This window comes from Streptomyces bikiniensis (genome assembly GCF_000716625.1).
GTDB classification, from domain to species: Bacteria; Actinomycetota; Actinomycetes; order Streptomycetales; family Streptomycetaceae; genus Streptomyces; species Streptomyces bikiniensis.
On record NZ_JNXJ01000008.1, the window covers coordinates 274,320 to 299,178 of the forward strand.

At 73.3% G+C, this 24,859-nt stretch carries 15 protein-coding genes; 12 read left to right on the forward strand and 3 right to left on the reverse strand.

Annotated features, from left to right (window positions below):
• Positions 1-79 precede the first annotated feature (79 nt).
• On the forward strand, positions 80-973 hold the full coding sequence (locus OO47_RS08790; RefSeq protein WP_030209125.1) for a LysR family transcriptional regulator: 894 nt from the start codon (positions 80-82) through the stop codon (positions 971-973).
• Positions 974-1,120: 147 nt separating this feature from the next.
• On the opposite strand, the gene OO47_RS08795 is transcribed toward OO47_RS08790, so the two are convergent.
• Positions 1,121-1,453: a WhiB family transcriptional regulator gene (locus OO47_RS08795; protein ID WP_030209127.1), complete on the reverse strand. Its 333-nt coding sequence runs from the start codon at positions 1,451-1,453 to the stop codon at positions 1,121-1,123.
• A 434-nt stretch (positions 1,454-1,887) separates the two neighbouring features.
• Here OO47_RS08795 and OO47_RS08800 point away from each other — a divergent pair, with 434 nt between their 5' ends.
• The 4 genes from OO47_RS08800 to OO47_RS08815 all read left to right on the forward strand — a co-directional run bounded on the left by OO47_RS08800 (position 1,888) and on the right by OO47_RS08815 (position 6,268).
• Entirely contained in the window at positions 1,888-2,499 is a 612-nt protein-coding gene (locus tag OO47_RS08800; RefSeq protein ID WP_003948568.1) for a response regulator transcription factor, read from the forward strand.
• A gap of 244 nt (positions 2,500-2,743) precedes the next feature.
• Positions 2,744-3,346, forward strand: coding sequence for a sigma-70 family RNA polymerase sigma factor (locus OO47_RS08805; protein WP_030209129.1), 603 nt, complete (start codon positions 2,744-2,746; stop codon positions 3,344-3,346).
• A 189-nt stretch (positions 3,347-3,535) separates the two neighbouring features.
• A complete protein-coding gene (gene guaB / locus OO47_RS08810) occupies positions 3,536-5,038 on the forward strand; it encodes an IMP dehydrogenase (RefSeq protein ID WP_030209131.1) in 1,503 nt (500 codons plus the stop codon).
• A 105-nt stretch (positions 5,039-5,143) separates the two neighbouring features.
• Positions 5,144-6,268 carry a GuaB3 family IMP dehydrogenase-related protein gene (locus OO47_RS08815; RefSeq protein WP_030209137.1) on the forward strand — a complete coding sequence of 375 codons (1,125 nt, stop codon included), beginning with the start codon at positions 5,144-5,146 and terminating at the stop codon, positions 6,266-6,268.
• A 64-nt stretch (positions 6,269-6,332) separates the two neighbouring features.
• Here OO47_RS08815 and OO47_RS08820 read toward each other — a convergent pair whose 3' ends face one another.
• Positions 6,333-7,574, reverse strand: coding sequence for a nucleotide sugar dehydrogenase (locus OO47_RS08820; RefSeq protein WP_030209138.1), 1,242 nt, complete (start codon positions 7,572-7,574; stop codon positions 6,333-6,335).
• A gap of 364 nt (positions 7,575-7,938) precedes the next feature.
• On the opposite strand from OO47_RS08820, the gene OO47_RS08825 reads away from it, so the two are divergent.
• The 6 genes from OO47_RS08825 (at position 7,939) to OO47_RS08850 (ending at position 21,742) form a co-directional block, all read left to right on the forward strand.
• Positions 7,939-9,645: a glycerol-3-phosphate dehydrogenase/oxidase gene (locus OO47_RS08825; RefSeq protein ID WP_030209141.1), complete on the forward strand. Its 1,707-nt coding sequence runs from the start codon at positions 7,939-7,941 to the stop codon at positions 9,643-9,645.
• Between the two features lie 636 nt (positions 9,646-10,281).
• Entirely contained in the window at positions 10,282-12,378 is a 2,097-nt protein-coding gene (locus OO47_RS08830; protein WP_407696288.1) for a serine/threonine-protein kinase, read from the forward strand.
• A 281-nt stretch (positions 12,379-12,659) separates the two neighbouring features.
• Complete coding sequence (locus OO47_RS08835; protein WP_030209145.1) at positions 12,660-15,791, forward strand: protein kinase family protein; 3,132 nt, start codon at positions 12,660-12,662, stop codon at positions 15,789-15,791.
• Between the two features lie 203 nt (positions 15,792-15,994).
• Positions 15,995-17,896: a serine/threonine-protein kinase gene (locus OO47_RS08840; protein WP_030209148.1), complete on the forward strand. Its 1,902-nt coding sequence runs from the start codon at positions 15,995-15,997 to the stop codon at positions 17,894-17,896.
• Positions 17,897-18,048: 152 nt separating this feature from the next.
• Complete coding sequence (locus OO47_RS08845; RefSeq protein WP_078489536.1) at positions 18,049-19,728, forward strand: succinic semialdehyde dehydrogenase; 1,680 nt, start codon at positions 18,049-18,051, stop codon at positions 19,726-19,728.
• A gap of 82 nt (positions 19,729-19,810) precedes the next feature.
• Entirely contained in the window at positions 19,811-21,742 is a 1,932-nt protein-coding gene (locus tag OO47_RS08850; RefSeq protein ID WP_078489537.1) for a GMC oxidoreductase, read from the forward strand.
• A gap of 675 nt (positions 21,743-22,417) precedes the next feature.
• Here the strand turns inward: OO47_RS08850 and OO47_RS08855 are convergent.
• Entirely contained in the window at positions 22,418-22,711 is a 294-nt protein-coding gene (locus OO47_RS08855; protein ID WP_030209156.1) for a chorismate mutase, read from the reverse strand.
• Between the two features lie 322 nt (positions 22,712-23,033).
• Between OO47_RS08855 and guaA the strand changes: the two genes are divergently transcribed.
• Complete coding sequence (gene guaA, locus OO47_RS08860) at positions 23,034-24,635, forward strand: glutamine-hydrolyzing GMP synthase (protein ID WP_030209159.1); 1,602 nt, start codon at positions 23,034-23,036, stop codon at positions 24,633-24,635.
• Positions 24,636-24,859: the final 224 nt, after the last annotated feature.

A 24,859-nucleotide genomic window follows, 5' to 3' on the forward strand; every position in this document is an offset into this window, starting at 1 on the left:
GGGTACCTTACGGGCGCCCATCTCAAAGCCCATTGGCAGCATTCGCTCTCTTCCCCAAGCCTCGCTTATGCTGGAGCGCATGATCGAGGCACGCCATCTCCGCGTCCTGCGCGCCGTCGCCGCCACCGGCTCCTTCTCGGCCGCCGCGCGCGAACTCGGCTGCACCCAACCTGCCGTCAGCCAGCAGATGAAGGCGCTCGAAGCCTCCGCCGGCACGCCGCTCCTGATCCGCACGGGCCGCGAGATGCGCCTCACCCAGGCCGGCGAGGTCTTGGTCCGCCACGCCTCCGGCATCCTCGCCGGGCTCACCGCCGCCGAGGAGGAGGTCGCCGCCATCGCCGGGCTCCGCGCCGGCCGGGTCCGCCTGGTCTCCTTCCCCAGCGGCAGCTCCACCCTGGTCCCCACCGCCCTGGCCGCCCTGCGGGCCGCGCACCCCGGCACCCGGGTCTCCCTGGTCGAGGCCGAGCCGCCGCGCTCGATCGAGATGCTCCGGGAGGGCGACTGCGACATCGCCCTCGCCTTCCGGTACGGGGCGGGGCGGGCCGAGTGGGACGACCTGGTCGTCCGCCCGCTGCTCGCCGACCGGCTCGTGGGTCTGGTCCCCGAGGGGCACCGGCTCGCCGGGGCCGGTCCGGTCGGCATCGCGGAGCTGGCGGACGAGTCCTGGATCGCGGGCTGCCCGCGCTGCCGCCGCCAGCTCGTGGACGTCTGCGAGGAGGCGGGCTTCACGCCCCGCATCGACTTCGCGACCGACGACTACCCGGCCGTGGTGGGCCTGGTGGGGGCGGGCCTGGGCGTGGCCGTCCTGCCGGCCCTCGCCATCGAGTCCGTACGGCCCAGGGGGGCGCGGACCGTGGCCGTGGAGCCCGCCGTGGAACGGGAGATCGTGGCCCTGACCCTGCCGGACCTGGCGCAGGTCCCGGCGGTCGCCGCCACGCTGGACGAGCTGACGCGCGCCGCCGCGCGCGTGTAGGCGTGTCCTTCACCGCGCGCACCGCCACGCGCGCGTAGGCACCTGCCCGGTGCCCTTACGCGCGGGGGCGCGGTGGGCGTCGCCGTTCCCGGTGCGACACCGGGTCCCGGAGCGCGAAGGTTCCGGGGTGTTCGAAGAAACGTTCCTTCACATGGACGTCGGCGCGGCCGTCGAGGCCGCGGAGGGCGTCGTGATCAGACGGTTGCGAGCGCGTCCCATGAGCTCTTCGCGTTCGTCCTCGGTGAGGCCGCCCCAGACGCCGTAGGGCTCCCGCACGGCGAGTGCGTGTGCCGCGCACTCCGCGCGCACCGGGCACCGCATGCAGACCTCTTTCGCCGAGTTCTCACGCGCACTCCGTGCCGCGCCGCGCTCCCCCTCGGGATGGAAGAACAGGGAGCTGTCGACCCCGCGGCAGGCCGCGAGCAGCTGCCAGTCCCACAGATCGGCGTTGGGTCCGGGAAGGCGGGAGAAATCTGCCATTGCGCTTGTCCCCTTGAAACCGTGTCGAACGGATAGGCGGGCGGGTGGATGGCTGACGGCCGGGGCTCCTTCCGCTCCCCGACAGCTCGGGTCGTTACACCTACTGTCTAAGTAGATGTAAATATGACTCATTGCGAATCTAGCCATAGACACTGCGAAAAGGGAAGAAATCCCGCTAAATGGGGCATAGCTTTTGATCTCGGGGCGCAACGGCCGCGTCGCTCTTCTCCGCGCACGGTCCCTCACGTAGAGTGCCGAAGCCTGCCGTCCGACCCGTAACTCTTTCGAGTGACCGTCGTTGAGAGTGCGGAGGCGGTTGGAGGAACAAGCGATCGGGCAGGTGTCCGAGAGCGTCAACCGCACAGGTGACGATACGTACAGCCCTGGAGGCTCAAGGTGACGCGCAACAGCTGCGAGAGCCGCGGAGGTCAGGCATGACATCCGTCCTCGTCTGCGACGACTCCCCGCTTGCCCGAGAGGCGCTCCGCCGCGCGGTCGCGACCGTGCCCGGCGTCGAGCGCGTGACCACCGCGGCCAACGGCGAGGAAGTCCTCCGCCGCTGGGGCGCGGACCGCTCGGACCTGATTCTGATGGACGTGCGCATGCCCGGCCTGGGCGGCGTGGAAACCGTCCGCCGGCTGCTCTCGGCGGACCCCGGCGCCCGCATCATCATGCTCACGGTCGCCGAGGACCTCGACGGCGTCGCGCTCGCGGTCGCCGCGGGTGCCCGCGGATACCTGCACAAGGACGCCTCGCGCGCCGAGCTGCGGGCCACGGTCACCCAGGCGCTCGCCGACCCGACCTGGCGGCTCGCCCCGCGCCGCCTCCGCTCGGCCGAGATGGGCGCCGCGCCCACCCTCACCGCGCGTGAGATCCAGGTCCTCGAAGGCATGAGCCACGGACGGTCCAACGCCGAGATCGGGCGCGAGCTCTTCCTCTCCGAGGACACGGTCAAGACCCACGCCCGGCGCCTCTTCAAGAAGCTCGGCGCCTCGGACCGCGCCCACGCCGTCGCACTCGGCTTCCGCTGGGGCCTGGTCCGCTGACGTCGCAGGTCACCCGCCGTATCCCCGTCCCCGTCCGCGTCCTTCGCGGGGTGGACGGGGTGGGCTTGTGTCACTTCCCCGCCGGATGACGCATCCTTGAGATGTGGAGTTCCTCGGGGACGAGTCGATCGAGCGGGAGGGGAGGGCGCGGGGGATGGGTTCCGGCGCACCTGCTCATAACGCTTCGGTGCACAACTACGGACGCGGTGCCACGGACGCGGAAGCGCCGGGGCACCATGGAGCGATGCGCGACGACGAGACCGCGGGGTCCCCCATGCCTGCCGGGCAGGGGGAGATCGGCGCGCTCGTCCACCGCGCGGTCGACGGCGACGCGCAGGCCACCCACGACCTCCTCGCCCGCGTGCACCCGCTCGCCCTGCGGTACTGCCGCACCCGTCTCAACCGGCTCCCCGGCGACGCCCGCCACTTCGTCGAGGACCTCGCCCAGGAGGTCTGCGTCGCCGTCCTGATGGCGCTGCCGCGCTACAAGGACACGGGCAGGCCCTTCGAGGCCTTCGTCTTCGCCATCGCCGGACACAAGGTCGCCGACCTCCAGCGGGCCGCCATGCGGCACCCCGGGTCCACGGCCGTGCCCTCCGACGAGATGCCCGAGCGGCCCGACGACTCCCTCGGCCCCGAGGAGCGGGCACTGCTCAGCGACGACGCCGAGTGGGCCAAGAAGCTGCTCGCCAACCTCCCGGAGAACCAGCGCGAACTGCTCGTGCTCCGGGTCGCCGTCGGGCTCACCGCCGAGGAGACCGGGCAGATGCTCGGCATGTCCCCCGGCGCCGTCCGGGTCGCACAGCACCGCGCCCTCAGCCGGCTGCGCGCGCTGGCGGAGCAGTAACACCCGCGCCGCGGTCCCGACGCGTCCGGCGGTTCCGGCCGGGCGGTAAGTCCCGACGGCTCCCGTCATCCCTTTCGTCCACGTGCGAACGTCCAAAGCTGCCCGCTGATCTTGCTCGTGGAATGAGACACCGCTCCGGCCCGTTAGCATGGACATCCCGCACCGATCAAGGCCATTTGGGAAGGTGTCATGACTGCCAACGTCGACGGAGTGCCCGACAAATTCGCGACACTCGGGCTGACCTACGACGACGTGCTGCTGCTGCCGGGAGCCTCCGAGGTCCTCCCCAACGCGGTCGACACCTCGTCCCGCATCTCGCGCAACGTCCGCGTCAACATCCCGCTGCTCTCGGCGGCGATGGACAAGGTGACCGAGTCCCGCATGGCCATCGCGATGGCCCGCCTGGGCGGCGTCGGCGTGCTCCACCGCAACCTGTCCGTCGAGGACCAGGTCAACCAGGTCGACCTGGTCAAGCGCTCCGAGTCCGGCATGGTCACCGACCCGATCACCGTGCACCCGGAGGCGACCCTCGCCGAGGCGGACGCGCTCTGCGCCAAGTTCCGCATCAGCGGCGTCCCCGTCACCACCCCCGACGGCAAGCTCCTCGGCATCGTCACCAACCGCGACATGGCCTTCGAGACCGACCGCGACCGCCAGGTCCGCGAGGTCATGACGCCGATGCCGCTGGTCACCGGCAAGGTCGGCATCTCCGGCGTCGACGCCATGGAGCTGCTGCGCCGCCACAAGATCGAGAAGCTGCCGCTGGTCGACGACCAGGGCGTCCTCAAGGGCCTCATCACCGTCAAGGACTTCGTCAAGGCGGAGAAGTACCCGAACGCCGCCAAGGACGCCGAGGGCCGGCTGCTCGTCGGCGCCGCCGTGGGCGCCAGCCCCGAGGCCCTGGAGCGCGCCCAGGCGCTCGCCGCCGCCGGCGTCGACTTCCTGGTCGTGGACACCTCGCACGGCCACAACAGCAACGCCCTGAGCTGGATGGCGAAGATCAAGTCGAGCGTGGACGTCGACGTGATCGGCGGCAACGTCGCCACCCGCGACGGCGCGCAGGCCCTGATCGACGCCGGCGTCGACGGCATCAAGGTCGGCGTGGGCCCCGGCTCCATCTGCACCACCCGCGTGGTCGCCGGCATCGGCGTCCCGCAGGTCACCGCCATCTACGAGGCCTCCCTCGCGGCCCGCGCCGCCGGCGTCCCGCTGATCGGCGACGGCGGCCTGCAGTACTCCGGCGACATCGGCAAGGCGCTCGCCGCCGGCGCCGACACCGTGATGCTCGGCAGTCTCCTCGCCGGCTGCGAGGAGTCGCCCGGCGAGCTGCTCTTCATCAACGGCAAGCAGTTCAAGTCGTACCGCGGCATGGGCTCGCTCGGCGCCATGCAGTCCCGCGGCCAGGGCCGGTCCTACTCCAAGGACCGCTACTTCCAGGCCGAGGTCTCCTCCGACGACAAGCTCGTCCCCGAGGGCGTCGAGGGCCAGGTGCCCTACCGGGGCCCGCTCTCCAACGTCCTGCACCAGCTCGTCGGCGGCCTCCGCCAGACCATGGGCTACGTGGGCGCGGCCACCGTCGCGGAGATGGAGTCCAAGGGCCGCTTCGTCCGGATCACCGCGGCGGGCCTCAAGGAGAGCCACCCGCACGACATCCAGATGACGGTCGAGGCGCCGAACTACAGCAGGAAGTAACGCGCACGCGGGTGAGGGGCGGTTCCGGGATGTGGCCGGAACCGCCCCTCCCACGTGTGTCGGGGATACTGGTAGGCGCAGACGTAGAGGGAAAGGCCACACATCGTGACTGAGATCGAGATCGGGCGCGGCAAGCGCGGCCGCAGGGCGTACGCGTTCGACGACATCGCCGTCGTGCCCAGCCGGCGCACCCGGGACCCGAAGGAGGTCTCGATCGCCTGGCAGATCGACGCCTACCGGTTCGAGCTGCCGTTCCTGGCCGCTCCGATGGACTCGGTCGTCTCGCCGCAGACCGCCATCCGGATCGGCGAGCTGGGCGGCCTGGGCGTCCTGAACCTCGAAGGCCTGTGGACCCGGTACGAGGACCCGCAGCCGCTCCTGGACGAGATCGCGGAGCTGGACGAGGCCACCGCGACCCGCCGTCTGCAGGAGATCTACTCCGCCCCCATCCAGGAGGAGCTGATCGGCAGGCGCATCAAGGAGGTGCGCGACGCCGGCGTCGTCACCGCCGCCGCGCTCTCCCCGCAGCGCACCGCCCAGTTCTCCAAGGCCGTCGTCGACGCCGGGGTGGACCTCTTCGTCATCCGCGGCACCACGGTCTCCGCCGAGCACGTCTCGGGCGCGGCCGAGCCGCTGAACCTGAAGCAGTTCATCTACGAGCTGGACGTCCCGGTCATCGTCGGCGGCTGCGCCACGTACACCGCGGCCCTGCACCTGATGCGCACCGGCGCGGCGGGCGTCCTGGTCGGCTTCGGCGGCGGCGCCGCGCACACCACCCGCAACGTCCTGGGCATCCAGGTCCCGATGGCGACCGCCGTCGCGGACGTGGCCGCGGCGCGCCGCGACTACATGGACGAGTCCGGCGGCCGGTACGTGCACGTGATCGCGGACGGCGGCGTGGGCTGGTCCGGCGACCTGCCGAAGGCGATCGCCTGCGGCGCCGACGCGGTCATGATCGGCTCCCCGCTGGCCCGTGCCACGGACGCGCCCGGCAAGGGCCACCACTGGGGCATGGAGGCCGTCCACGAGGACGTGCCGCGCGGCAAGCTGGTCGACCTGGGCATCGTCGGCACCACCGAGGAGATCCTCGCGGGCCCGTCGCACACCCCGGACGGTTCGATGAACTTCTTCGGCGCCCTGCGCCGCGCGATGGCCACCACGGGCTACAGCGAGCTCAAGGAGTTCCAGCGCGTCGAGGTCACGGTCGCGGACGCGCAGCACAAGCGCTGACCTTCCGTACGTACGCGAGAGGGGCCCCGCACCGGGTGGTGCGGGGCCCCTCCCGTACGTCCGCTCAGAGGCGGTGGGCCGCGCCCGCCGGGGTGGCGCCGCGGGTGTCGAGGAGGAGCTGCGCCTTCACCGACAGGCCCTGGAGGTCGTAGGTGCGGTGGTGCTGGAGGAGGACCGTCAGGTCGGCGTGGGCGGCGGCCTCGTAGAGGGAGTCCGCGCGGGGGACGGGGAGTTCGCGGACGCGCCAGTCGGGGACGTGCGGGTCGTGGTAGCTGACGGCCGCGCCCAGGTCCATCAGGCGGCGGGCGATCTCGTCGGCGGGGGAGCCCTGCCGGTCGGGCAGGTCGGGCTTGTACGTGATGCCGAGCAGCAGGATCCTGGCCCCGCGCGCCGACTTCCCGTGCTCGTTGAGGAGGGCGGCGGCGCGCCGCACCACGTACGCGGGCATGCGCTCGTTGACCTGGCCCGCGAGTTCGACCAGGCGGAGCGGGCGGTGGGCGCCGACGGTGTCGACGGGGGCGCCGTGGCCGCCGACGCCGGGGCCGGGGCGGAAGGCCTGGAAGCCGAAGGGCTTGGTCTCGGCGCAGCGGATGACGTCCCACAGGTCGACGCCGAGTTCGTGGCAGAGGACCGCCATTTCGTTGACGAGGGCGATGTTGACGTGCCGGAAGTTGGTCTCCAGGAGCTTGACCGTCTCCGCCTCGCGGGGTCCACGCGCGCGTACCACCTTGTCGGTGAGGCGTCCGTAGAAGGTGGCGGCGGACTCGGTGCAGGCGGGGGTGAGGCCGCCGATGACCTTGGGGGTGCCGGCGTAGCCGTGGGTGCGGCTGCCGGGGTCGAGCCGGCCGGGGGAGTACGCGAGGTGGAAGTCGCGGCCCGCGCGCAGTCCCGAGCCGGTTTCGAGGACGTCGCGGAGCAGGCCTTCGGTGGTGCCCGGCGGGACGGGGGACTCCAGGACGACGGTGGTGTGGGGGCGCAGCCTGACGGCGAGGGCGCGGGCGGCGTCGGTGACGGCGGTGAGGTCGAGGGCCCGGTCGGGGCCGAGGGGGGTCGGGGGGCAGAGGACGGCGGTGCGGACCCGGCCGAGTTCGGCGGGGTCGTGGGTGGGGCGGAAGCCGCCCGCGAGCATCCGGCGGACCTCGGGGACGGTGAGCGGACCGTCGGCCGGGGAGCGCCCGGCGGCGAGTTCGGCGGCGGGCAGCGGATCGGTGTCGTAGCCGACGGTGCCGATGCCCGCGGCGGTGGCGGCCTGGGCGAGGGGGAGTCCGTGGTGGCCGAGGCCGATGACGGCGAGATCAGCGGGCATGGGGGGTGGGCCGTCCTTCCCAGTAGCCGGAGGGGGCGCGAGGTGCAAGCCCGGTGGGCGGAACGGGTCGCACGCAATGTCAGACTAGGCGTAAATATGACCGATGTGTCGCATTGAGGGCCGCAGGTCGCCGAGTGTTGTCCACAGGGCGTTGTCCACAGGGCGGGTGCGAGGCGGTGGCTGAAGTCGCCGAGGCGGGACAGAATCGAGCTGTGAGCCGGACCACACGGTCCCGGCTCGCTCGCGGGAAGGCCGTGTGCGGGAGCCAGGTGCGGGAAGGCCGTGTACGGGGGCCGGAGGCGGGAAGCCGCGGACGGGAGAGCCCGTGCGCGGGAAGGACGGGGGACGACGGGAGGCGGCAGACGTGAGGACAGCGACACTGGGACCGGCCGAGCGCGCCGAGGCGCTCGTCGCCATGGCCGGGCGCGAGCTGGACGTGCTGGTCGTCGGTGCCGGGGTGGTCGGCGCCGGGACGGCCCTCGACGCCGTCACGAGAGGACTCTCCACCGGCATCGTCGAGGCCCGCGACTGGGCCTCGGGCACCTCCAGCCGTTCCAGCAAGCTCATCCACGGCGGCCTGCGCTACCTGGAGATGCTGGACTTCGCCCTGGTCCGGGAGGCGCTCAAGGAGCGCGGTCTCCTCCTGGAGCGGCTCGCCCCCCACCTGGTGAAGCCGGTCCCCTTCCTCTATCCCCTCCAGCACAAGGGCTGGGAGCGGTTCTACGCCGGTTCCGGCGTCGCGCTGTACGACGCGATGTCGCTATCCTCCGGGCACGGCCGGGGCCTCCCCGTCCACCGGCACCTCTCCCGGCAGGGCGCCCTGCGCGTCGCCCCCTGCCTGCGGAAGGACGCCCTCGTCGGCGCCCTCCAGTACTACGACGCCCAGATGGACGACGCCCGCTTCGTCACCACCCTCGTGCGGACGGCCGCCTCCTACGGCGCGCTCGCCGCGAGCCGGGCCCGGGTCGTCGGCTTCCTGCGCGAGGGCGAGCGGGTCGTCGGCGCGCGCGTCCAGGACGTCGAGGCCGGCGCCGAGTACGAGATCCGGGCCAAGCAGGTCGTCAACGCCACCGGGGTGTGGACCGACGACACCCAGGCCCTCATCGGGGAGCGCGGCCAGTTCCACGTCCGCGCCTCCAAGGGCATCCACCTCGTCGTGCCCAAGGACCGCATCCACTCCACCACCGGCCTGATCCTGCGCACCGAGAAGTCCGTCCTCTTCGTGATCCCCTGGGGACGCCACTGGATCGTCGGCACCACCGACACCGACTGGGACCTCGACAAGGCCCACCCCGCCGCCTCCAGCGCCGACATCGACTATCTCCTGGAGCACGTGAACACGGTGCTCGCCACCCCGCTCACCCGTGACGACGTCGAGGGCGTCTACGCCGGTCTGCGCCCCCTGCTCGCCGGCGAGTCCGACGCCACCAGCAAGCTCTCGCGCGAGCACACCGTCGCCCACCCGGTCCCCGGCCTGGTCGTGGTGGCCGGCGGCAAGTACACGACGTACCGCGTGATGGCGAAGGACGCCGTGGACGAGGCGGTCCACGGCCTCGACCAGCGCGTCGCCCCCTGCGTCACCGAGGACACCCCGCTCCTCGGCGCCGAGGGCTACCGGGCCCTGTGGAACGCGCGGGCCGGGATCGCCGCCCGGCACGGGCTGCACGTCGTGCGGGTCGAGCACCTCCTCAACCGGTACGGCTCCCTGACGCAGCAGCTCCTCGACCTGATCGCCGAGGACCCCCGGCTCGGCGCGCCCCTCCCGGCGGCCGACGACTACCTGCGCGCCGAGATCGTCTACGCCGCCTCGCACGAGGGCGCGCGCCACCTGGACGACGTCCTCACCCGGCGGACCCGGATCTCCATCGAGACCTTCGACCGGGGCACGCGCAGCGCCCGCGAGTGCGCGGAGCTGATGGCCCCGGTCCTCGGCTGGGACGCCCACCAGATCGACAAGGAGGTCGAGCACTACGAGAAGCGGGTGGAGGCCGAGCGCGAGTCGCAGCGCCAGCCCGACGACCTGACGGCGGACGCCGCGCGGCTGGGGGCGCCGGACATCGTGCCCCTCTGACCGGGCCCGGACCTTCGGTCCGCGCCCCCGTGGGAGCCTCCGCTCCTGCACCTGTGGACAACTGACGGAACGTCCGTTCCGGCGGGGCGCCCGGGTCGTCCGCATACCGGTGGGAACCTGGGAGGCGCGCTGCGGCGTCGTCATCCCGGAGTACGGACCCGGGGGCGCCGCCGGTCCCGAGGTGAGGGACAATGGGCTCTCTTCCAGGGCGGGTTAACGCATCACGCGGGAAGCGGCAGACGCGGCGAAGATCAGGGATCGCAGAGGGGACGCATGTCGGAGGCGGAGCAGTCGCGGGACACGGCGAAGGACCCCGGGCGGGACGCTGCGGGGGCCGCGACCGACAGCGACCGAGGAACGGTCCCGGCCGCGCGTGAGCCGGAGCGGGACGCGAAGGACGCGCAGGTCGAGCGGGGTGCGCTGACCCCGGAGGACGGTGCGGAGCGGGAGCCGGGCGGCGGGCCCGCCGGAACGGCGGAGGAAGCCGGGGCCGCTTCCGGGGCCGTTGCGGAGGCCGAGTCCGTTCCGGGCGATGCGGGCGGGAAGTCCGCTTCGGGCGCCTCGGGCGCTTCGGGCGCCTCGGGTGCCCCGGGCGTCTCGGTCGTGAAGGGCGCCGGAGATCCGCGGTCTGACGGCGTGACGGCTTCCGGAGCCGACGACGCGGCGGCCGGATCCGGATCCGGTGCCGGTGCGGCCGCCGGGCGGCTGCGGGGGACCGAGCCGTCCACCGGACGGGCCGGGTTCGGCGCCGGGGACGGCGACGGCGGGAGCGGCCGCGGGACGCCCGCGACCGGCACGGCGCGCGGTGGCGACAGGCTCCGCAAGGCCCCCGCCGGTGAAGGACGCCTGCTCGCCGGGCGCTACCGGCTCGGCGCGGTCCTCGGACGCGGCGGCATGGGCACCGTGTGGCGCGCCGTCGACGAGACCCTCGGCCGTACCGTCGCCGTCAAGGAACTCCGCTTCCCCAGCAGCATCGACGAGGACGAGAAGCGCCGCCTCATCACCCGGACCCTGCGCGAGGCGAAGGCCATCGCCCGGATCCGCAACAACGGCGCCGTCACCGTCTACGACGTCGTGGACGAGGACGACCGCCCGTGGATCGTCATGGAGCTCATCGAGGGCAAGTCCCTCGCGGACGCCGTGCGCGAGGACGGCACGCTCACGCCCCGGCGCGCCGCCGAGGTCGGCCTCGCCATCCTCGACGTGCTGCGCTCGGCCCACCGCGAGGGCATCCTGCACCGCGACGTGAAGCCGTCCAACGTGCTGATCGCCGAGGACGGCCGGGTCGTCCTCACCGACTTCGGCATCGCCCAGGTGGAGGGCGACCCCTCGATCACCTCCACCGGCATGCTCGTCGGCGCCCCCTCGTACATCTCGCCGGAGCGCGCCCGCGGCCACAAGCCCGGCCCGGCCGCCGACATGTGGTCGCTCGGCGGCCTCATCTACGCGGCGGTCGAGGGCAGTCCGCCGTACGACAAGGGTTCCGCCATCGCCACCCTCACGGCGGTGATGACCGAGCCCGTCGACCCGCCGAAGAACGCGGGCCCCGACCTGGAGAAGGTCATCTACGGCCTCCTCGCCAAGGACCCGGCGCAGCGGCTGGACGACGCCGGCGCCCGGGTCCTGCTGCGGGCCGTGCTCGACGCCCCGGAGGCGGCGCCCCCGACCTCGCCCGAGGTCACCAGGGTCGTACCGCTGCCGCCGGTTCCCGGACGGGCGCCGACGGCCCCGGCGGCCGACCGGGGCGGGGCCTCCGACGCGGCCGCCGACCGGGTGCGGGGCGCCCTGAAGTCCGTGCGCAACGCGGCGGCCTCCGCGAAGGCCGAGCCGAGGACGAGGACCGCGCCGACGCCGGGCACCGCGCCGGTCCGGGGCGGTGGCAGGCAGGCTCCGGCCCGCGCGCCGCTGACCGACGTCGTACCGCGCCGCACCCTCGTCATCATCGCCGCGGTCGTGGTCGTCGCCCTGCTCGGCACGATCCTGGCGGTCTCCCTCGGCGGCGGAGGGAACGAGGGCAACCAGGGCAAGGAGGGCACCACGGCCTCGGCCGGCGCCTCCACGGGCGGTGACGGCGGGTCGGGCGGGTCCGGCGGCGGCAAGAACCAGACCCCGGCCGACCCCGGCCAGCAGGGCGGCGTCCAGCCCGGCGGTGAAGGCGCCGACGGTTCGGCGGGCACCGACGGCACGACGGGATCGACGGGCACGACGGGGACGACCGAGGGCGGGAACGGCGCCACGCCGTCCGGCAAGCCCGACGGCGGCACCGGCGGCCGACTGCCCGCCGGGTACGCCCTCGTCACCAGCGACCGGTTCCACTTCTCCATGGCGATGCCCGCGAACTTCAGGATGAGCACCATCCCGGGGTACTCCCTCGGCGGGATCTTCAGCGAGGACGGCGGCTTCCCGCGCGTCCAGGTCGACTACAACAACAGCCCGAAGGACAACGCCGCGAGCGCCTGGGAGCTGGCCAAGGTCGGCGTGATCGCCACCAGCAAGGACTACCGGCACTTCGGCATACGGCCCGTCTCCTACAAGGGCTACCCGACCGTCGCCGACTGGGAGTTCGAGCGCACGCAGAAGGGCGTGCGCGTCCACGTGCTCAACCGCGGGTTCAAGGTGGACTCCAAGTGGGGCTACTCCATCATGGTCAGCTGCGAGGCGGACGAGTGGAACGGCGAGGAGTGCCGGACCCTGCGGGAGACGGCGTTCGCCACGTTCAGCCCCAAGAACTGACCGGTGCCCCGTATCGTGGGGACCCGGGAGTCGTACGGAATCGAACAGAGCCGTTGGCCGCACGGCCCCTGAACGGACCGACGGGACCGACGGGACTGACGGGACCTCCGGGACTGACGGGGCCTACGGGACCGATCGGACCGACCGGAACCGGCGGACTCGCGTGATTCCGCACGATCCGGGGAATCCGAGGAGTCCCGGGAAACAGGGAACCCGAGGAATCCCGGGGGTTCGGGGAATCCGCGGGTCCACGGGGGACAGCGCGGGCGTGGGGAGGCGTCGTGGACGACTACGCGGGAAGGGTGCTCGCGGACCGCTACCGCCTGCCGCTGCCGCCGGCGGACGAGGCCGGGGACGCGCACGACCCGACGGAGACGCGCGCCTTCGACACGTACAGCGGGCAGGAGGTCCTGGTCCGCCAGGTCCCGCTGCCGGAGTTCGTGGACGCCGAGGTGCTCGACGGCGCCGGCCCCGGAGGCTCCGCAGGCCTCCACGGCGGCGCGGGGCGGGCCACCCGCAGGCCCGCCGAGCCCGTCGTGCGCCGGGCGATCGAGGCGGCCCAGGCCGCCGCCCAGATCCCCGACCACCCCTTACTGGACCAGGTCTTCGACGTCTTCGCGGAGGCCGGTTCGCTGTGGATAGTCAGCGAACGCGTGGTGGAGGCCCGGCCGCTGGCCGCGCTCCTCGCCGAGCGGCCCCTGAACCCGTACCGGGCGGCCGAGATCGGCGCCGACGTCCTCACCGCCCTGCGCGCGCTCCACGCCCACGGCTGGGTGCACCGGAACATCACCTCCCGGACCGTCCTCGTCTGCGACGACGGCCGGGTGGTCCTCTCGGGCCTCGCGGTCGGCGCGGCCGAGGAGGCCCTCTGCGGCTACGCGCCGGTGCCGGAACGGGACCGGATCGACGAGTTCGCGTACCCGCCCCCGCCGCACGAGGCGGAAGAGCCCGCTCCGGACGCGTACGAACCCGGGGTGTACGAGGCCGAGACGTACGAACCGGAGGCGGACGAACCCGGGGCGGACGGATCCGGGGCGCGCGGGTCCGGTGCGTACGCCCTTGAGACGTACGCCTCGGGTGCGTACGAGCCGGAGGTGTACGCGCCCGAGCCGTACGAGCCCGAAATGCCCGCGCCCGTCGAGGCGTACGGCGAGGAGTACGGCGAGGAGTACGGCTCCGGCCGGTACGGGTCCGGAGAGTACGGATCAGGGGTGTACGGCTCCGAGACCTACGGTTCCGAGGAGCACCGCCCCGAGGAGCACCGCCCCGAGGAGCACCGGGCCGAGACGTACCGCCCCGAGCCGTACGCGCTGGAGGCCCCGGCGGAGACCGGGCGGGACGGCGACGGGACGGACGGCGGACCGGACGGCGGGCCCGGTGCGAGTCCCGGTCCCGGTCCTGATGCCTACGGTGCCGACCCCTATGGGAAGTCCACGGCGGCCCCCGCCGGCCCGAGGCCCGCGGCCACCCCGCCGGCCGCCGACGTGCGGGCCGCGCGGGCCGGGGCCATCGCCGCCTACCGGGCCGGTGCGCGGGCCGCCGCCCGGCTCGGCGAGACGGGGGCCCTGCCCGTGCAGCGCCCCGCCCCCCCGGAGCCGGCGGGCCCGCCCCCGCCCCCGCCGACGGCCCCGGCGGCCGGTTCGCCCGAGCCGCAGTGGTGGACGCGGGTGGCGGACGACGAGGACGACGAGGACGACGGCGACGAGCCGTACGGCGGCGGCCCCCGGAACGGCCCGCCGCCGCGCGCGATGCTGACCGGAAGCTGGAGCGACGGCCCGCACGCCGCACGGGACGGCTCCGGGCCGATACCGGCCGGGGGCGGCTCGGTGCTGCCCGGTTCGGGGCGCCCGGCGCTGCCCGCCGGATACCGGGCGGCGCACCCGGACCCCGAGCGCCTCCCGGTCCACGCGGGCGTTCCGGAGCCCCGGCGGGAGGAGCCGGCGGAGGTTCCGGCCGAGTCGTACCGGGGCCCGACCACGCGCCTCGCGGCCGAGCGGGCCCGTCAGACCCGGATCGCGGTCGTCGGCGCCGTCACCGAGCGCTGGGCGCCCGAACAGGCCGGTCCCGTCCACGAGAACTGGCGCCTCGCGGCGCCCATCGGTCCCGCCACCGACCTCTGGGCGCTCGGCGCGCTCCTCTACCGGGCCGTCCAGGGCCACGCCCCCTACCCGGAGGACAGCGCGGCCGAACTCGTCCAGCTGGTCTGTGCCGAGCCGCCCGCCTTCGCCGAGGAGAGCGGGCCCCTGCGCCCGGTCGTGGAGTCGCTGCTGCGTCAGGACCCGACCGAGCGGCCCGACTTCGAGGAGCTGCGCGGCTGGCTGCGCTCCCTCGTCCGCTCGGCGCCCGAGCCGGACGCCGGTGTCGGCGTCGTACCGCTGCCGTCCTTCGACGAGGCGCGGCTGCCGATCGTGCGCCGGCGCGGCGAGCTGGTGCGCCGCCGGCGCAAGGGGGAGGGCGCGGGCCGCCGCCGGCACAAGCGCGGCAAGGACCCGCGCGCCGCCGTCCGGCACGAGCCCGAGCGCGCGCGGGGGTCCGAGTACGGGCACGTCCGCGAGCACGCGCGCGTACGGGACGATTTCCGCGAGGAGGCCGACGGCGGGTACCACGAGGAGCTGCCGCAGCGCGCCCCGCGTGCGCCCCGGGCCCCGCGCGCCTCTTCCGGTTCCTCGGGCTCCCCGCGCGCCCTGGGCCTCAAGCTCCTGCTCCTGGTCCTCCTCCTGCTGGTGGCGGCCGTCGCGTACGCCGTCCTCTTCCTGCCCCGCGAGGGGGAGGTGCCCGTTGGGCGGGGCACGCCCACGGCCGGTCCGAATCCGGGCACCACCGCGCCCGGCACGACCGGCGGCACCCCGGAACCGACCACGGGCGGCCCTTCCGCGGACAGCCCTTCCGGGAGCCGTCCTCCCGCGACCACCGGACCGGCCACGACCCGGCCCCCGGCCGACCCGTCGGCCCCCGCGCTCGCCGCCGGGTACGCCCCGCGCCAGGACCCGGAGGGGTTCCGGATCGGGGTGCCGGACGGCTGGCGGCGCACCCCGATCAACGACTCGGGGCAAGTGCGCTACACGGGCGGCGACTTCACGATGATCGTGGTCCCCGGCCGGGACAGCGTGAAGGACAATGGCTCCGACCCGCTGGTGTACCAGAACGCCAGGGAGCGCGAGCTGGAGCCGTGGCGGGTGTCCAGCTGGTCGGGCGCGGAACGGACGCTCCGGGTCGACATCGGCAGCACGGTGACGGCCACGGGGAGTTACTGGTGGCTGGACGGCACGGGACGCGAGGTGTTCGTCCGCAACCTCGCCCTGATCGACGGCGGCCGGTACCACGTCGTCCAGGTCATCGGCCCGTACACCGAACGGGACAAGGTCTCCGAGATCTACGAGGAGGCCACGAAGGCGTTCCGCCCGGGCCGCTGAACACAGGCTGCCGCGCCCGCGCCCGCACCCGTGCCCTGCCCGCGCCCGCACCCGTGCCCTGCCCGCACCCGTGCCCGTGCCCGCACCCGTGCCCGTGCCGTCCACCGTCCCCCGGTCACAGTGCTGTTCCTATGACCGCCCCGAGGTTTCGCGGTCCGTGCCCCCCTCCGTAACCTGGCGTCAGAAGGAACGGGCGGGGGCAAGTGGAACATTCACAGGACACAGGAGCGGGGTTGCTGCTCGCCGGGCGCTACCGGCTGGGCGAGACCATCGGGCGCGGCGGCATGGGCAAGGTCTGGCGCGCCCACGACGAGGTGCTGCACCGCGTGGTGGCGGTGAAGGAGCTGACGGCGGGCCGGTTCGTGGCCGAGGCCGACCGGCTCGTGCTGCACGCCCGTACGCAGAAGGAGGCGCGGGCGGCCGCGCGGATCACGCACCCGGGCGTGGTGACCGTCCACGACGTCCTGGAGCACGACGCCCGCCCGTGGATCGTCATGCAGTACGTCGACGGGCCCTCGCTCGCCGACGCCGCGAAGGAGTCGGGCACCGTCGAGCCGCGCGAGGCGGCCAGGATCGGGCTGCACGTCCTCGGCGCGCTGCGCGCCGCGCACGCGGCCGGGGTGCTGCACCGGGACGTCAAGCCGGGCAACATCCTGCTCGCGCGCGACGGGCGCGTCCTGATCACCGACTTCGGGATCGCGGCGATCGAGGGCGACTCGACGATCACCCGGACCGGTGAGATCGTCGGCTCCATCGACTACCTGGCGCCCGAGCGGGTGAAGGGCGGCGACCCCGGTCCCGCCTCCGACCTCTGGTCGCTCGGGGCCACGCTCTACACGGCGGTGGAGGGCACCTCGCCGTTCCGCCGCACCTCCCCGATCAGCACCATGCAGGCCGTGGTGACCGAGGAGCCGCCGCACCCGGAGAAGGCGGGGGCGCTGGGCCCCGTCATCGTGGCCCTGCTGCGCAAGGACCCGGTGCAGCGGCCGCGCGCGGACGAGGTCGGGCGGATGCTCCTGGAGGCGATGGAGGGGCGCGCGTCGGCGTCGGCGCAGGCGTACGTGCCGACCCAGCGGGTGGCCAAGGAGGAGCTGGACCCGGCGGAGGGCACGGACGACCGGAACGCGCCGGCGGGCGCGGTCGGCACGGCGAACACGGCGAACACGGCGAACACGGCGAGCACGGCGAGCACGGCGAACACCGCGGACCGGGAGCGGCAGGCGGACGGATCGGACCGGGCCCACCGTTCGGATCCGGAAGCGGCAGGGGCCGCGGGGGCCACAGGGACCGCAGGGGCAGTCCCGCGAGGCTCCACCGCCCAGTGGCCCCAGCCTCCCCGAACCCCCCAACAGCCCCAACAGCCCCAGCAGGCCTACCCATCCCAACAGCACCACCCCTCCCCCGCCCCCACCCCGGTACCGGGCCCCGCCCACCCCCCGTCCGGCCGGGGCGGCCGTCGCCGCACCGTCGTCCTCGCGGCCCTGCTCGCCGGAATCGTCGCGGGCGGTGCCGTCTTCGCCGCCATGCACTACGCGGGCGGCGACCGCGACGTCGACGGCACCGGGGGAACGACCACCGCCACGGCCCCGCCCGCGACCCCCTCCGCCGGGAGCGGCGGGAAGAACGGGATCCCGGACGGCTGGCACCGCGTCGAGGACCCGGAGGGCTTCAGCCTCCTCGTCCCGGACGGCTGGAAGCGCCAGACGGAGGGCGACCAGATCGACTACACCCCGGACAACGGCAACCACCGCATCCGGATCAGCATCGACCGCAGCCCCGACTTCGAGAACCCGTACATGCACGCGCTCGACCTGGAGCGCGTCCTGGCGAAGCGGATGGACTACAACCGGATCAAGCTCCTTCCGACCACCTACCGGGACCAGACCCTCTCCTGCCTGTGGGAGTTCACCTGGACGGAGAGGAAGACCTTCCCCGGGCCCCGGCGCGCGATCGACCAGATGTACTACGGCGACGACGGCACCGAGTACGCCCTCTACATGTCCTCGCCCGCGTCGAGCTGGGAGACCACCCGGGAGCAGTTCGACATCGTCCTCCGGCACTGGCGGGAATCGGGGGAGCAGGGAGGGGAGCAGACGGGCGGGTAAAGCCCGGAAAAAACTCCGCGACCGGCCCTCGGCGGCCGTGAGCCGCTGATCAGGGCTTATGTGCCAGTGATCGCTGGCGCGATGTGCGCCCCCGGTGAAAACGCGTTACCGACGGGTACCCAAAGGGCGGACGGCGGCTTACGCTCGCCCTCATGACGGACTCGCAGGCCCCCGCCGCCCCTTCGGCTCCCGACGCCACCGCCACCGCCGCCACCTCCGCGGTGCAGACCGGGACCGCCCCCGCGGGGGCGACCAACCCGGTCGCGCCCGTACCCGCCGGCGTCCGGACCGCCGCCGACGTCGTGACGCCCGACCTGGTCGCCCGGCTCTCCCGGGGCGTGGTCGGCTCCGGCCGGACCGCCAACCACACCCCCTTCACCGGGGAGAAGCTGGCGGACCTGCCCGAGTCCGCCCCCGAGGACGTCGCCGAGGCCTTCGACCGCGCCCGCGCCGCCCAGCCGGTCTGGGCCGCGACGCCGGTGCGGACCCGCGCCGCCGTGCTCCTCCGCTTCCACGACCTGGTCCTCGAACGGCAGGCGGAGGTCCTCGACCTCATCCAGCTGGAGACGGGCAAGGCGCGCCTGCACGCCCACGAGGAGGTCATGGCGGTGGCCGTCGCCGCCCGCCACTACGGCCGCAAGGCCTCCTCGTACCTGCGTCCCCGCCGCCACACCGGCGTCGTGCCGACCCTCACCAAGGTCACCGAACTGCGCCAGCCGCGCGGGGTCGTCGGCCAGATCGCCCCCTGGAACTACCCGCTCGAACTCTCCGTCGGCGACGCCCTGCCCGCCTTCGTCTCGGGCAACGCCGTCGTCATGAAGCCCGACACCGAGACCGCGCTCACCGCGCTGTGGGCCCGTGACCTGCTCATCGAGGCCGGTCTGCCGGCCGAGGTCTTCCAGGTCGTCCTCGGCGAGGGCCCGGTCGTCGGCCCCGAGGTCGTCCGGCACGCCGACTACGTCTCCTTCACCGGCTCCACCCGCACCGGCCGCGAGGTCGCGCAGGGCGCCGCCGCCCGCCTCGTCGGCGTCTCCCTCGAACTCGGCGGCAAGAACGCCATGCTCGTCCTGGAGGACGCCGACGTGGAGAAGGCCGCCGCCGGCGCCGTCCGCGCCTGCTTCTCCTCCGCCGGACAGCTCTGCATCTCCATCGAGCGCCTGTACGTGCACGAGTCCGTCGCCGACGACTTCGTCGCCCGGTTCGCCGCCCGTACGAAGGCGATGCGGCTCGGCACCTCCCTCGCGTACGGGGCGGACATGGGCTCCCTCGTCGGCGAGCGGCAGCTGGAGACCGTCAAGCGGCACGTCGAGGAGGCCGTCGCCAAGGGCGCCAGGCTGGTCGCGGGTGGCGTCGCCCGCCCCGACGTCGGCCCCCTCTTCTACGAGCCGACCATCCTCGACGGCGTCGAGGCCCCGATGACCGTCTGCAACGAGGAGACCTTCGGCCCCGTCGTCTCGATCTACCGCTTCACGGACGAGGACGAGGTGATCGAGCTCGCCAACGCCACCCCGTACGGCCTCAACTCCTCCGTCTGGACGAAGGACTCGCGCCGCGGCCACGCCGTCGCGGCCCGGCTGCGGACCGGCACCGTCAACATCAACGAGGGGTACGCGCCCGCGTACGGCAGCGTGCAGTCCCCGATGGGCGGCATGAAGGACTCCGGGCTCGGCCGCCGCCACGGCTCCGAGGGCATCCTCAAGTACACCGAGGCCCAGACCGTCGCCCAGCAGCGGCTGGTCCCGCTCGCGCCCTCCTTCGGGATGGACGACGAGAAGTACGCCGCGTTCATGAGCCTGTCCCTGAAGGCGATGAAGGCCCTGCGCCTGCGCTGAGACCTCCCGGGCCCCGTCGACGGCGGGGCCCGGGCGCTCCCTCTTTTCCACCCCTTTTTCCGTACTCCGTACGAGGAGAGCCATGACCGCGGTACCCCCTACCCAAAATCAGGAGCAGGTGGAGGACGGCGCGTACGACTACGACGTCCTCGTCGTCGGCTCCGGCTTCGGCGGTTCGGTCACGGCCCTCCGCCTCACCGAGAAGGGCTACCGGGTCGGCGTCCTGGAGGCCGGGCGCCGCTTCACCCGCGAGACCCTGCCGAAGAACTCCTGGGACCTGAAGAACTTCCTGTGGGCCCCCGCCCTCGGCCTCTACGGCCTCCAGCGCATCCACCTGCTCGGCAACGTCATGGTGCTCGCGGGCGCCGGTGTGGGCGGCGGCTCCCTCAACTACGCCAACACCCTCTACGTACCGCTCAAGGCGTTCTTCGACGACCCGCAGTGGAAGGACATCACGGACTGGGAGGACGAGCTGCGGCCGTACTACGACCAGGCCAAGCGGATGCTCGGCGTACGGCTCAACCCGACGATGACCCCCTCCGACGTGCACCTGAAGTCGGCCGCCGAGGCGATGGGCATCGGCGACACCTTCCACATGGCGCCGGTCGGCGTCTTCTTCGGCGACGGCGAGGACGCCGACGGGAAGGCCAGGGCGAAGCCCGGCGGCGAGGTCCCCGACCCGTACTTCGGCGGCGCGGGCCCCTCCCGGCGCGCCTGCGCCGAGTGCGGCGAGTGCATGACCGGCTGCCGCCACGGCGCCAAGAACACCCTCAACGAGAACTACCTGTACCTCGCGGAGAAGGCGGGCGCGACCGTCCACCCCATGACGACCGTCGTCACCGTCACCGAGGACTCGCGCGGCGGCTTCGCGGTGAAGACCCTGCCCACCGACAACCGCAAGAAGGGGAGGGGCCGCACGTTCACCGCCCGCCGGGTCGTCATCGCGGCCGGCACGTACGGCACGCAGACCCTGCTGCACCGGATGAAGGACACCGGCCTGCTGCCCCGGATCTCGGACCGGCTCGGGGAGCTGACCCGCACCAACTCCGAGGGCCTGGTCGGCGCGCAGACCACCGACCGCCGCTACCGGAGGAAGCACGGCAAGGAGAAGGCCGACTTCACCCGGGGCGTCGCCATCACCTCCTCCGTCCACCCCGACGAGAACACCCACATCGAGCCGGTGCGGTACGGCAGGGGCTCCAACTCGATGGGCAGCCTCACCGTCCTCCAGGTGCCCTACGGCGCCCACCGGGTGCGCAACTGGTTCCTCAACCTGCTCCGGCACCCGGCGCTCGCCGCCCGCTCGCTCTCCAACCGGAAGTGGTCGGAGCGGACCATCATCGGCCTGGTCATGCAGTCCCTCGACAACTCCCTGACCACCTACCGCAAGCCCGGCGGCATCGGAAAGGGCCTGCTCACGGCCCGCCAGGGGCACGGCGCGCCGAACCCGGTCCAGATCCCGGAGGCCACCCGGGCCGCCTCCCTCCTCGCCGAGGAGATCAACGGCTTCGCCGGCTCCAACGTCGGCGAGCTGATGGGCACCCCGCTCACCGCCCACTTCCTGGGCGGCTGCCCGATCGGCGCCGACGCCGCGTCCGGCGTCATCGACCCGTACCACCGGCTCTACGGCCACCCGGGGATCTCCGTCGTGGACGGGGCGGCCGTCTCCGCCAACCTCGGCGTGAACCCGTCCCTGACGATCACCGCCCAGGCGGAGCGGGCCATGTCCTTCTGGCCGAACAAGGGCGAGGAGGACCCGCGCCCGGCGCAGGGCGAGGGGTACGCGCGGCTCGCGGCGATCGAGCCGAAGTCGCCCGCGGTCCCGGCCGAGGCCTTCGGCGCGCTGCGCCTGCCGTTCCTGGGGATGCCGAAGGTCCGGCCGGAGGCCCCGCCGGACGCTCAGCGGGCCGTTTCGTCGGAGATCCCCCCGGAGGTTCCACTGGAGATCCCGTCGGAGGCCCCGGCAGGGATCCCGGCGGAGGTTCCGGCAGAGGTTCCGTCGAAGCGGGAGTGACCGGGGCCGGAACGGCGGACACGGAAAGGGCGCTGCATCCCCCTCCGAATGCAGCGCCCTTCCGGCTTCTGGTGTTGCTGCATGGTTGACCCGCGACCCCGGCGATTGGTTGTAGCGGTTGCACGGGATCGTCGTGTGACGCGCGTCACGTCGTACGGGGAGGGGGTGCGGGCGAGGGCCCCGCGCCGCGATTCCGGTCGCGGCACGGGGCCCTCGGGGCCGGCACCGGCGTCAGGGCAGCTGCGGTGCCGAGCGGGGCGGCGCCGGGGGGCTGCGCCGCTGGGGAGGGGAACGGGGTGGGGGGACGAGGGGACGGGGTCTTCGCAACGGTGCTGGGGCCGCGGGGTGCGGCCGGGGGAGCCGGTTGCGGTCGGCCCCGGGCGTCCCCGGGGCCGACCGCCCTTTCTGGGTGACCGGGCCGCTGTCCCCTGCTGCCCGGTCACACGCGCTGGTGCGAGGTCCCACGGCGCACCGGAGAGGTACGCCACACGCCCCAGCGAAGCCACGCGTGGTTTTTCTTCGGGCCCGCCCCTGGCTGGCACGGACAACCGGACCAACGAAGCCGGTACGGAGCCGGTCACGCGCCGTACGGGTGAGAGCGGGCCCGAACTCGGGTGCGGGCGCCCACTCGGATGCGCCCCGGCGCGGCTCTCGGACGCCTCCTCGGCGCAGCTCTCAGATGCGCCCCCGGCACAGCTCCAGCATCGTCATCGCGAGCGCCGTGCCCGGCTTGCCGAGCGCGTCCCTGTAGTGGCCGAGGACCTCCATCTCGCGGTTCAGGTTCACCCGGCGGCCGCCGGAGGAGATCCGGGCCTCCTGGATGACGGCCGAGACGGCCATCCGTTCCTGGATGAGACCGATGATCCGGTCGTCCAGCGCGTCGATGCGTCCACGGGCGTCGCCGATCAGCGCCGCCGCCTCGTCGGTGCGGGCGCCGGTCTTCTCGGTGGTGGCGGTGTGCGTCGTCATGGCAGGGCTCCTGTGAGGTCGGACGCCCTGGAGCCGCATGGCCCGGAGGCAAGCAGAACGCCCCGGGCCGTGTGGCCCGGGGCGCCTGGGAAGTCGCTTGTCAGTTGCTCAAGCAGCACGACCATGGCAGCCGGTGGGCCGGATGCCATAGGTAAAGACGAAGGTCGAGTGCTCGCGCATGGCGACAGTATGGACCCCGCCCCGGAGCCGGGGCCAACCCGGGTTCGGATGGTGAGACGAATAGTCCGACCGGCGCGCCGGTAGAATCGACAAATAGCACCCCTTTCGAGGGACCCCCTCCTACCGCCGGAAGGCCGCCGTAGTGTCATCAGCGACCCCCGCTGCCGCGCCCGACGTCACCAACCCGGACGTAGTCCTCGTTGTCGACTTCGGCGCCCAGTACGCCCAGCTCATCGCCCGCCGCGTCCGTGAGGCCCGGGTCTACAGCGAGATCGTCCCGTCCACCATGCCGGTGGCCGAGATGCTGGCCAGGAACCCGAAGGCGATCATCCTCTCCGGCGGCCCGTCCTCCGTGTACGCGGAGGGCGCCCCCCGCCTCGACCGCGCGCTCTTCGAGGCGGGCGTCCCCGTCTTCGGCATGTGCTACGGCTTCCAGCTGATGGCGACGACCCTCGGCGGCACCGTCGACAACACCGGCGCCCGCGAGTACGGCCGCACCCCGCTGCACGTCTCCAAGGCCGGCTCCACCCTCTTCGAGGGCACCCCGGTCGAGCAGTCGGTGTGGATGTCGCACGGCGACGCCTGCTCCGCCGCCCCCGAGGGCTTCGCCGTCACCGCCTCCACGGACGTCGTGCCGGTCGCCGCCTTCGAGAACGACGAGAAGAAGCTGTACGGCGTCCAGTACCACCCCGAGGTGCTGCACTCCACGCACGGCCAGCAGATCCTGGAGCACTTCCTCTACCGGGGCGCCGGCATCGAGCCGAACTGGACCACCGGCAACGTGATCGAGGATCAGGTCGCGGCCATCCGCGCCCAGGTCGGCACCAAGCGCGCGATCTGCGGCCTCTCCGGCGGCGTCGACTCCGCCGTGGCCGCCGCCCTCGTGCAGAAGGCCATCGGCTCCCAGCTCACCTGCGTGTACGTCGACCACGGCCTGATGCGCAAGAACGAGACCGAGCAGGTCGAGAAGGACTTCGTGGCCGCCACCGGCGTCCAGCTGAAGGTCGTCGACGCGCAGGAGCGCTTCCTCACCGCCCTCGCCGGAGTCTCCGACCCGGAGACCAAGCGGAAGATCATCGGCCGCGAGTTCATCCGCGTCTTCGAGCAGGCCCAGGCCGAGATCATCGCCGAGGGCGCCGCCGACGGCGAGGAGGTCGCCTTCCTCGTCCAGGGCACGCTCTACCCGGACATCGTCGAGTCCGGCGGCGGCACCGGCACCGCCAACATCAAGTCCCACCACAACGTGGGCGGCCTCCCCGAGGACCTGGAGTTCGAGCTCGTCGAGCCGCTGCGCCAGCTCTTCAAGGACGAGGTCCGCATGGTCGGCCAGGAGCTCGGCCTGCCCGACGAGATCGTCCAGCGCCAGCCCTTCCCCGGCCCCGGCCTCGGCATCCGCATCGTCGGCGAGGTCACCAAGGAGCGCCTGGACCTGCTCCGCGAGGCCGACGCCATCGCCCGCGAGGAGCTGACCGCCGCCGGTCTCGACCGCGACATCTGGCAGTGCCCGGTCGTGCTCCTCGCCGACGTGCGCTCCGTGGGCGTCCAGGGCGACGGCCGCACCTACGGCCACCCGATCGTGCTGCGCCCCGTCTCCTCCGAGGACGCCATGACGGCCGACTGGTCGCGCCTGCCCTACGAAGTGCTCGCCAAGATCTCGACCCGCATCACCAACGAGGTCGCCGACGTCAACCGCGTCGTCCTCGACGTCACCAGCAAGCCGCCGGGCACCATCGAGTGGGAGTGACCCCTCCCACCCGCCCGTGAAGCCGCCGTCCCGGACGACCGGGGCGGCGGCTTCGCCGTTCCCCGCACCCTTCCGTACGCCAATCCTTCCGTACGCCAATCCTTCCGTACGTCAATCAGGCGACTCGACAATCACTCCTGAGCGGGGTGCGCACGGCACCCCGGTGAGCCTCCAGTACGGCACAATTCCGTGGAACCAACGGCACGTTGGCCCTCCACGGCACA

Excerpts from the sequence above, each read along its gene's own strand:
- OO47_RS08850 (WP_078489537.1), top strand. The coding sequence starts at position 19,811 with ATGACCGCGGTACCCCCTACCCAAAATCAGGAGCAGGTGGAGGACGGC.
- OO47_RS08795 (WP_030209127.1), bottom strand. The coding sequence starts at position 1,453 with ATGGCAGATTTCTCCCGCCTTCCCGGACCCAACGCCGATCTGTGGGAC.
- OO47_RS08790 (WP_030209125.1), top strand. The coding sequence starts at position 80 with ATGATCGAGGCACGCCATCTCCGCGTCCTGCGCGCCGTCGCCGCCACC.
- OO47_RS08820 (WP_030209138.1), bottom strand. The coding sequence starts at position 7,574 with ATGCCCGCTGATCTCGCCGTCATCGGCCTCGGCCACCACGGACTCCCC.
- OO47_RS08805 (WP_030209129.1), top strand. The coding sequence starts at position 2,744 with ATGCGCGACGACGAGACCGCGGGGTCCCCCATGCCTGCCGGGCAGGGG.
- guaB (WP_030209131.1), top strand. The coding sequence starts at position 3,536 with ATGACTGCCAACGTCGACGGAGTGCCCGACAAATTCGCGACACTCGGG.
- OO47_RS08800 (WP_003948568.1), top strand. The coding sequence starts at position 1,888 with ATGACATCCGTCCTCGTCTGCGACGACTCCCCGCTTGCCCGAGAGGCG.
- OO47_RS08845 (WP_078489536.1), top strand. The coding sequence starts at position 18,049 with ATGACGGACTCGCAGGCCCCCGCCGCCCCTTCGGCTCCCGACGCCACC.
- OO47_RS08855 (WP_030209156.1), bottom strand. The coding sequence starts at position 22,711 with ATGACGACGCACACCGCCACCACCGAGAAGACCGGCGCCCGCACCGAC.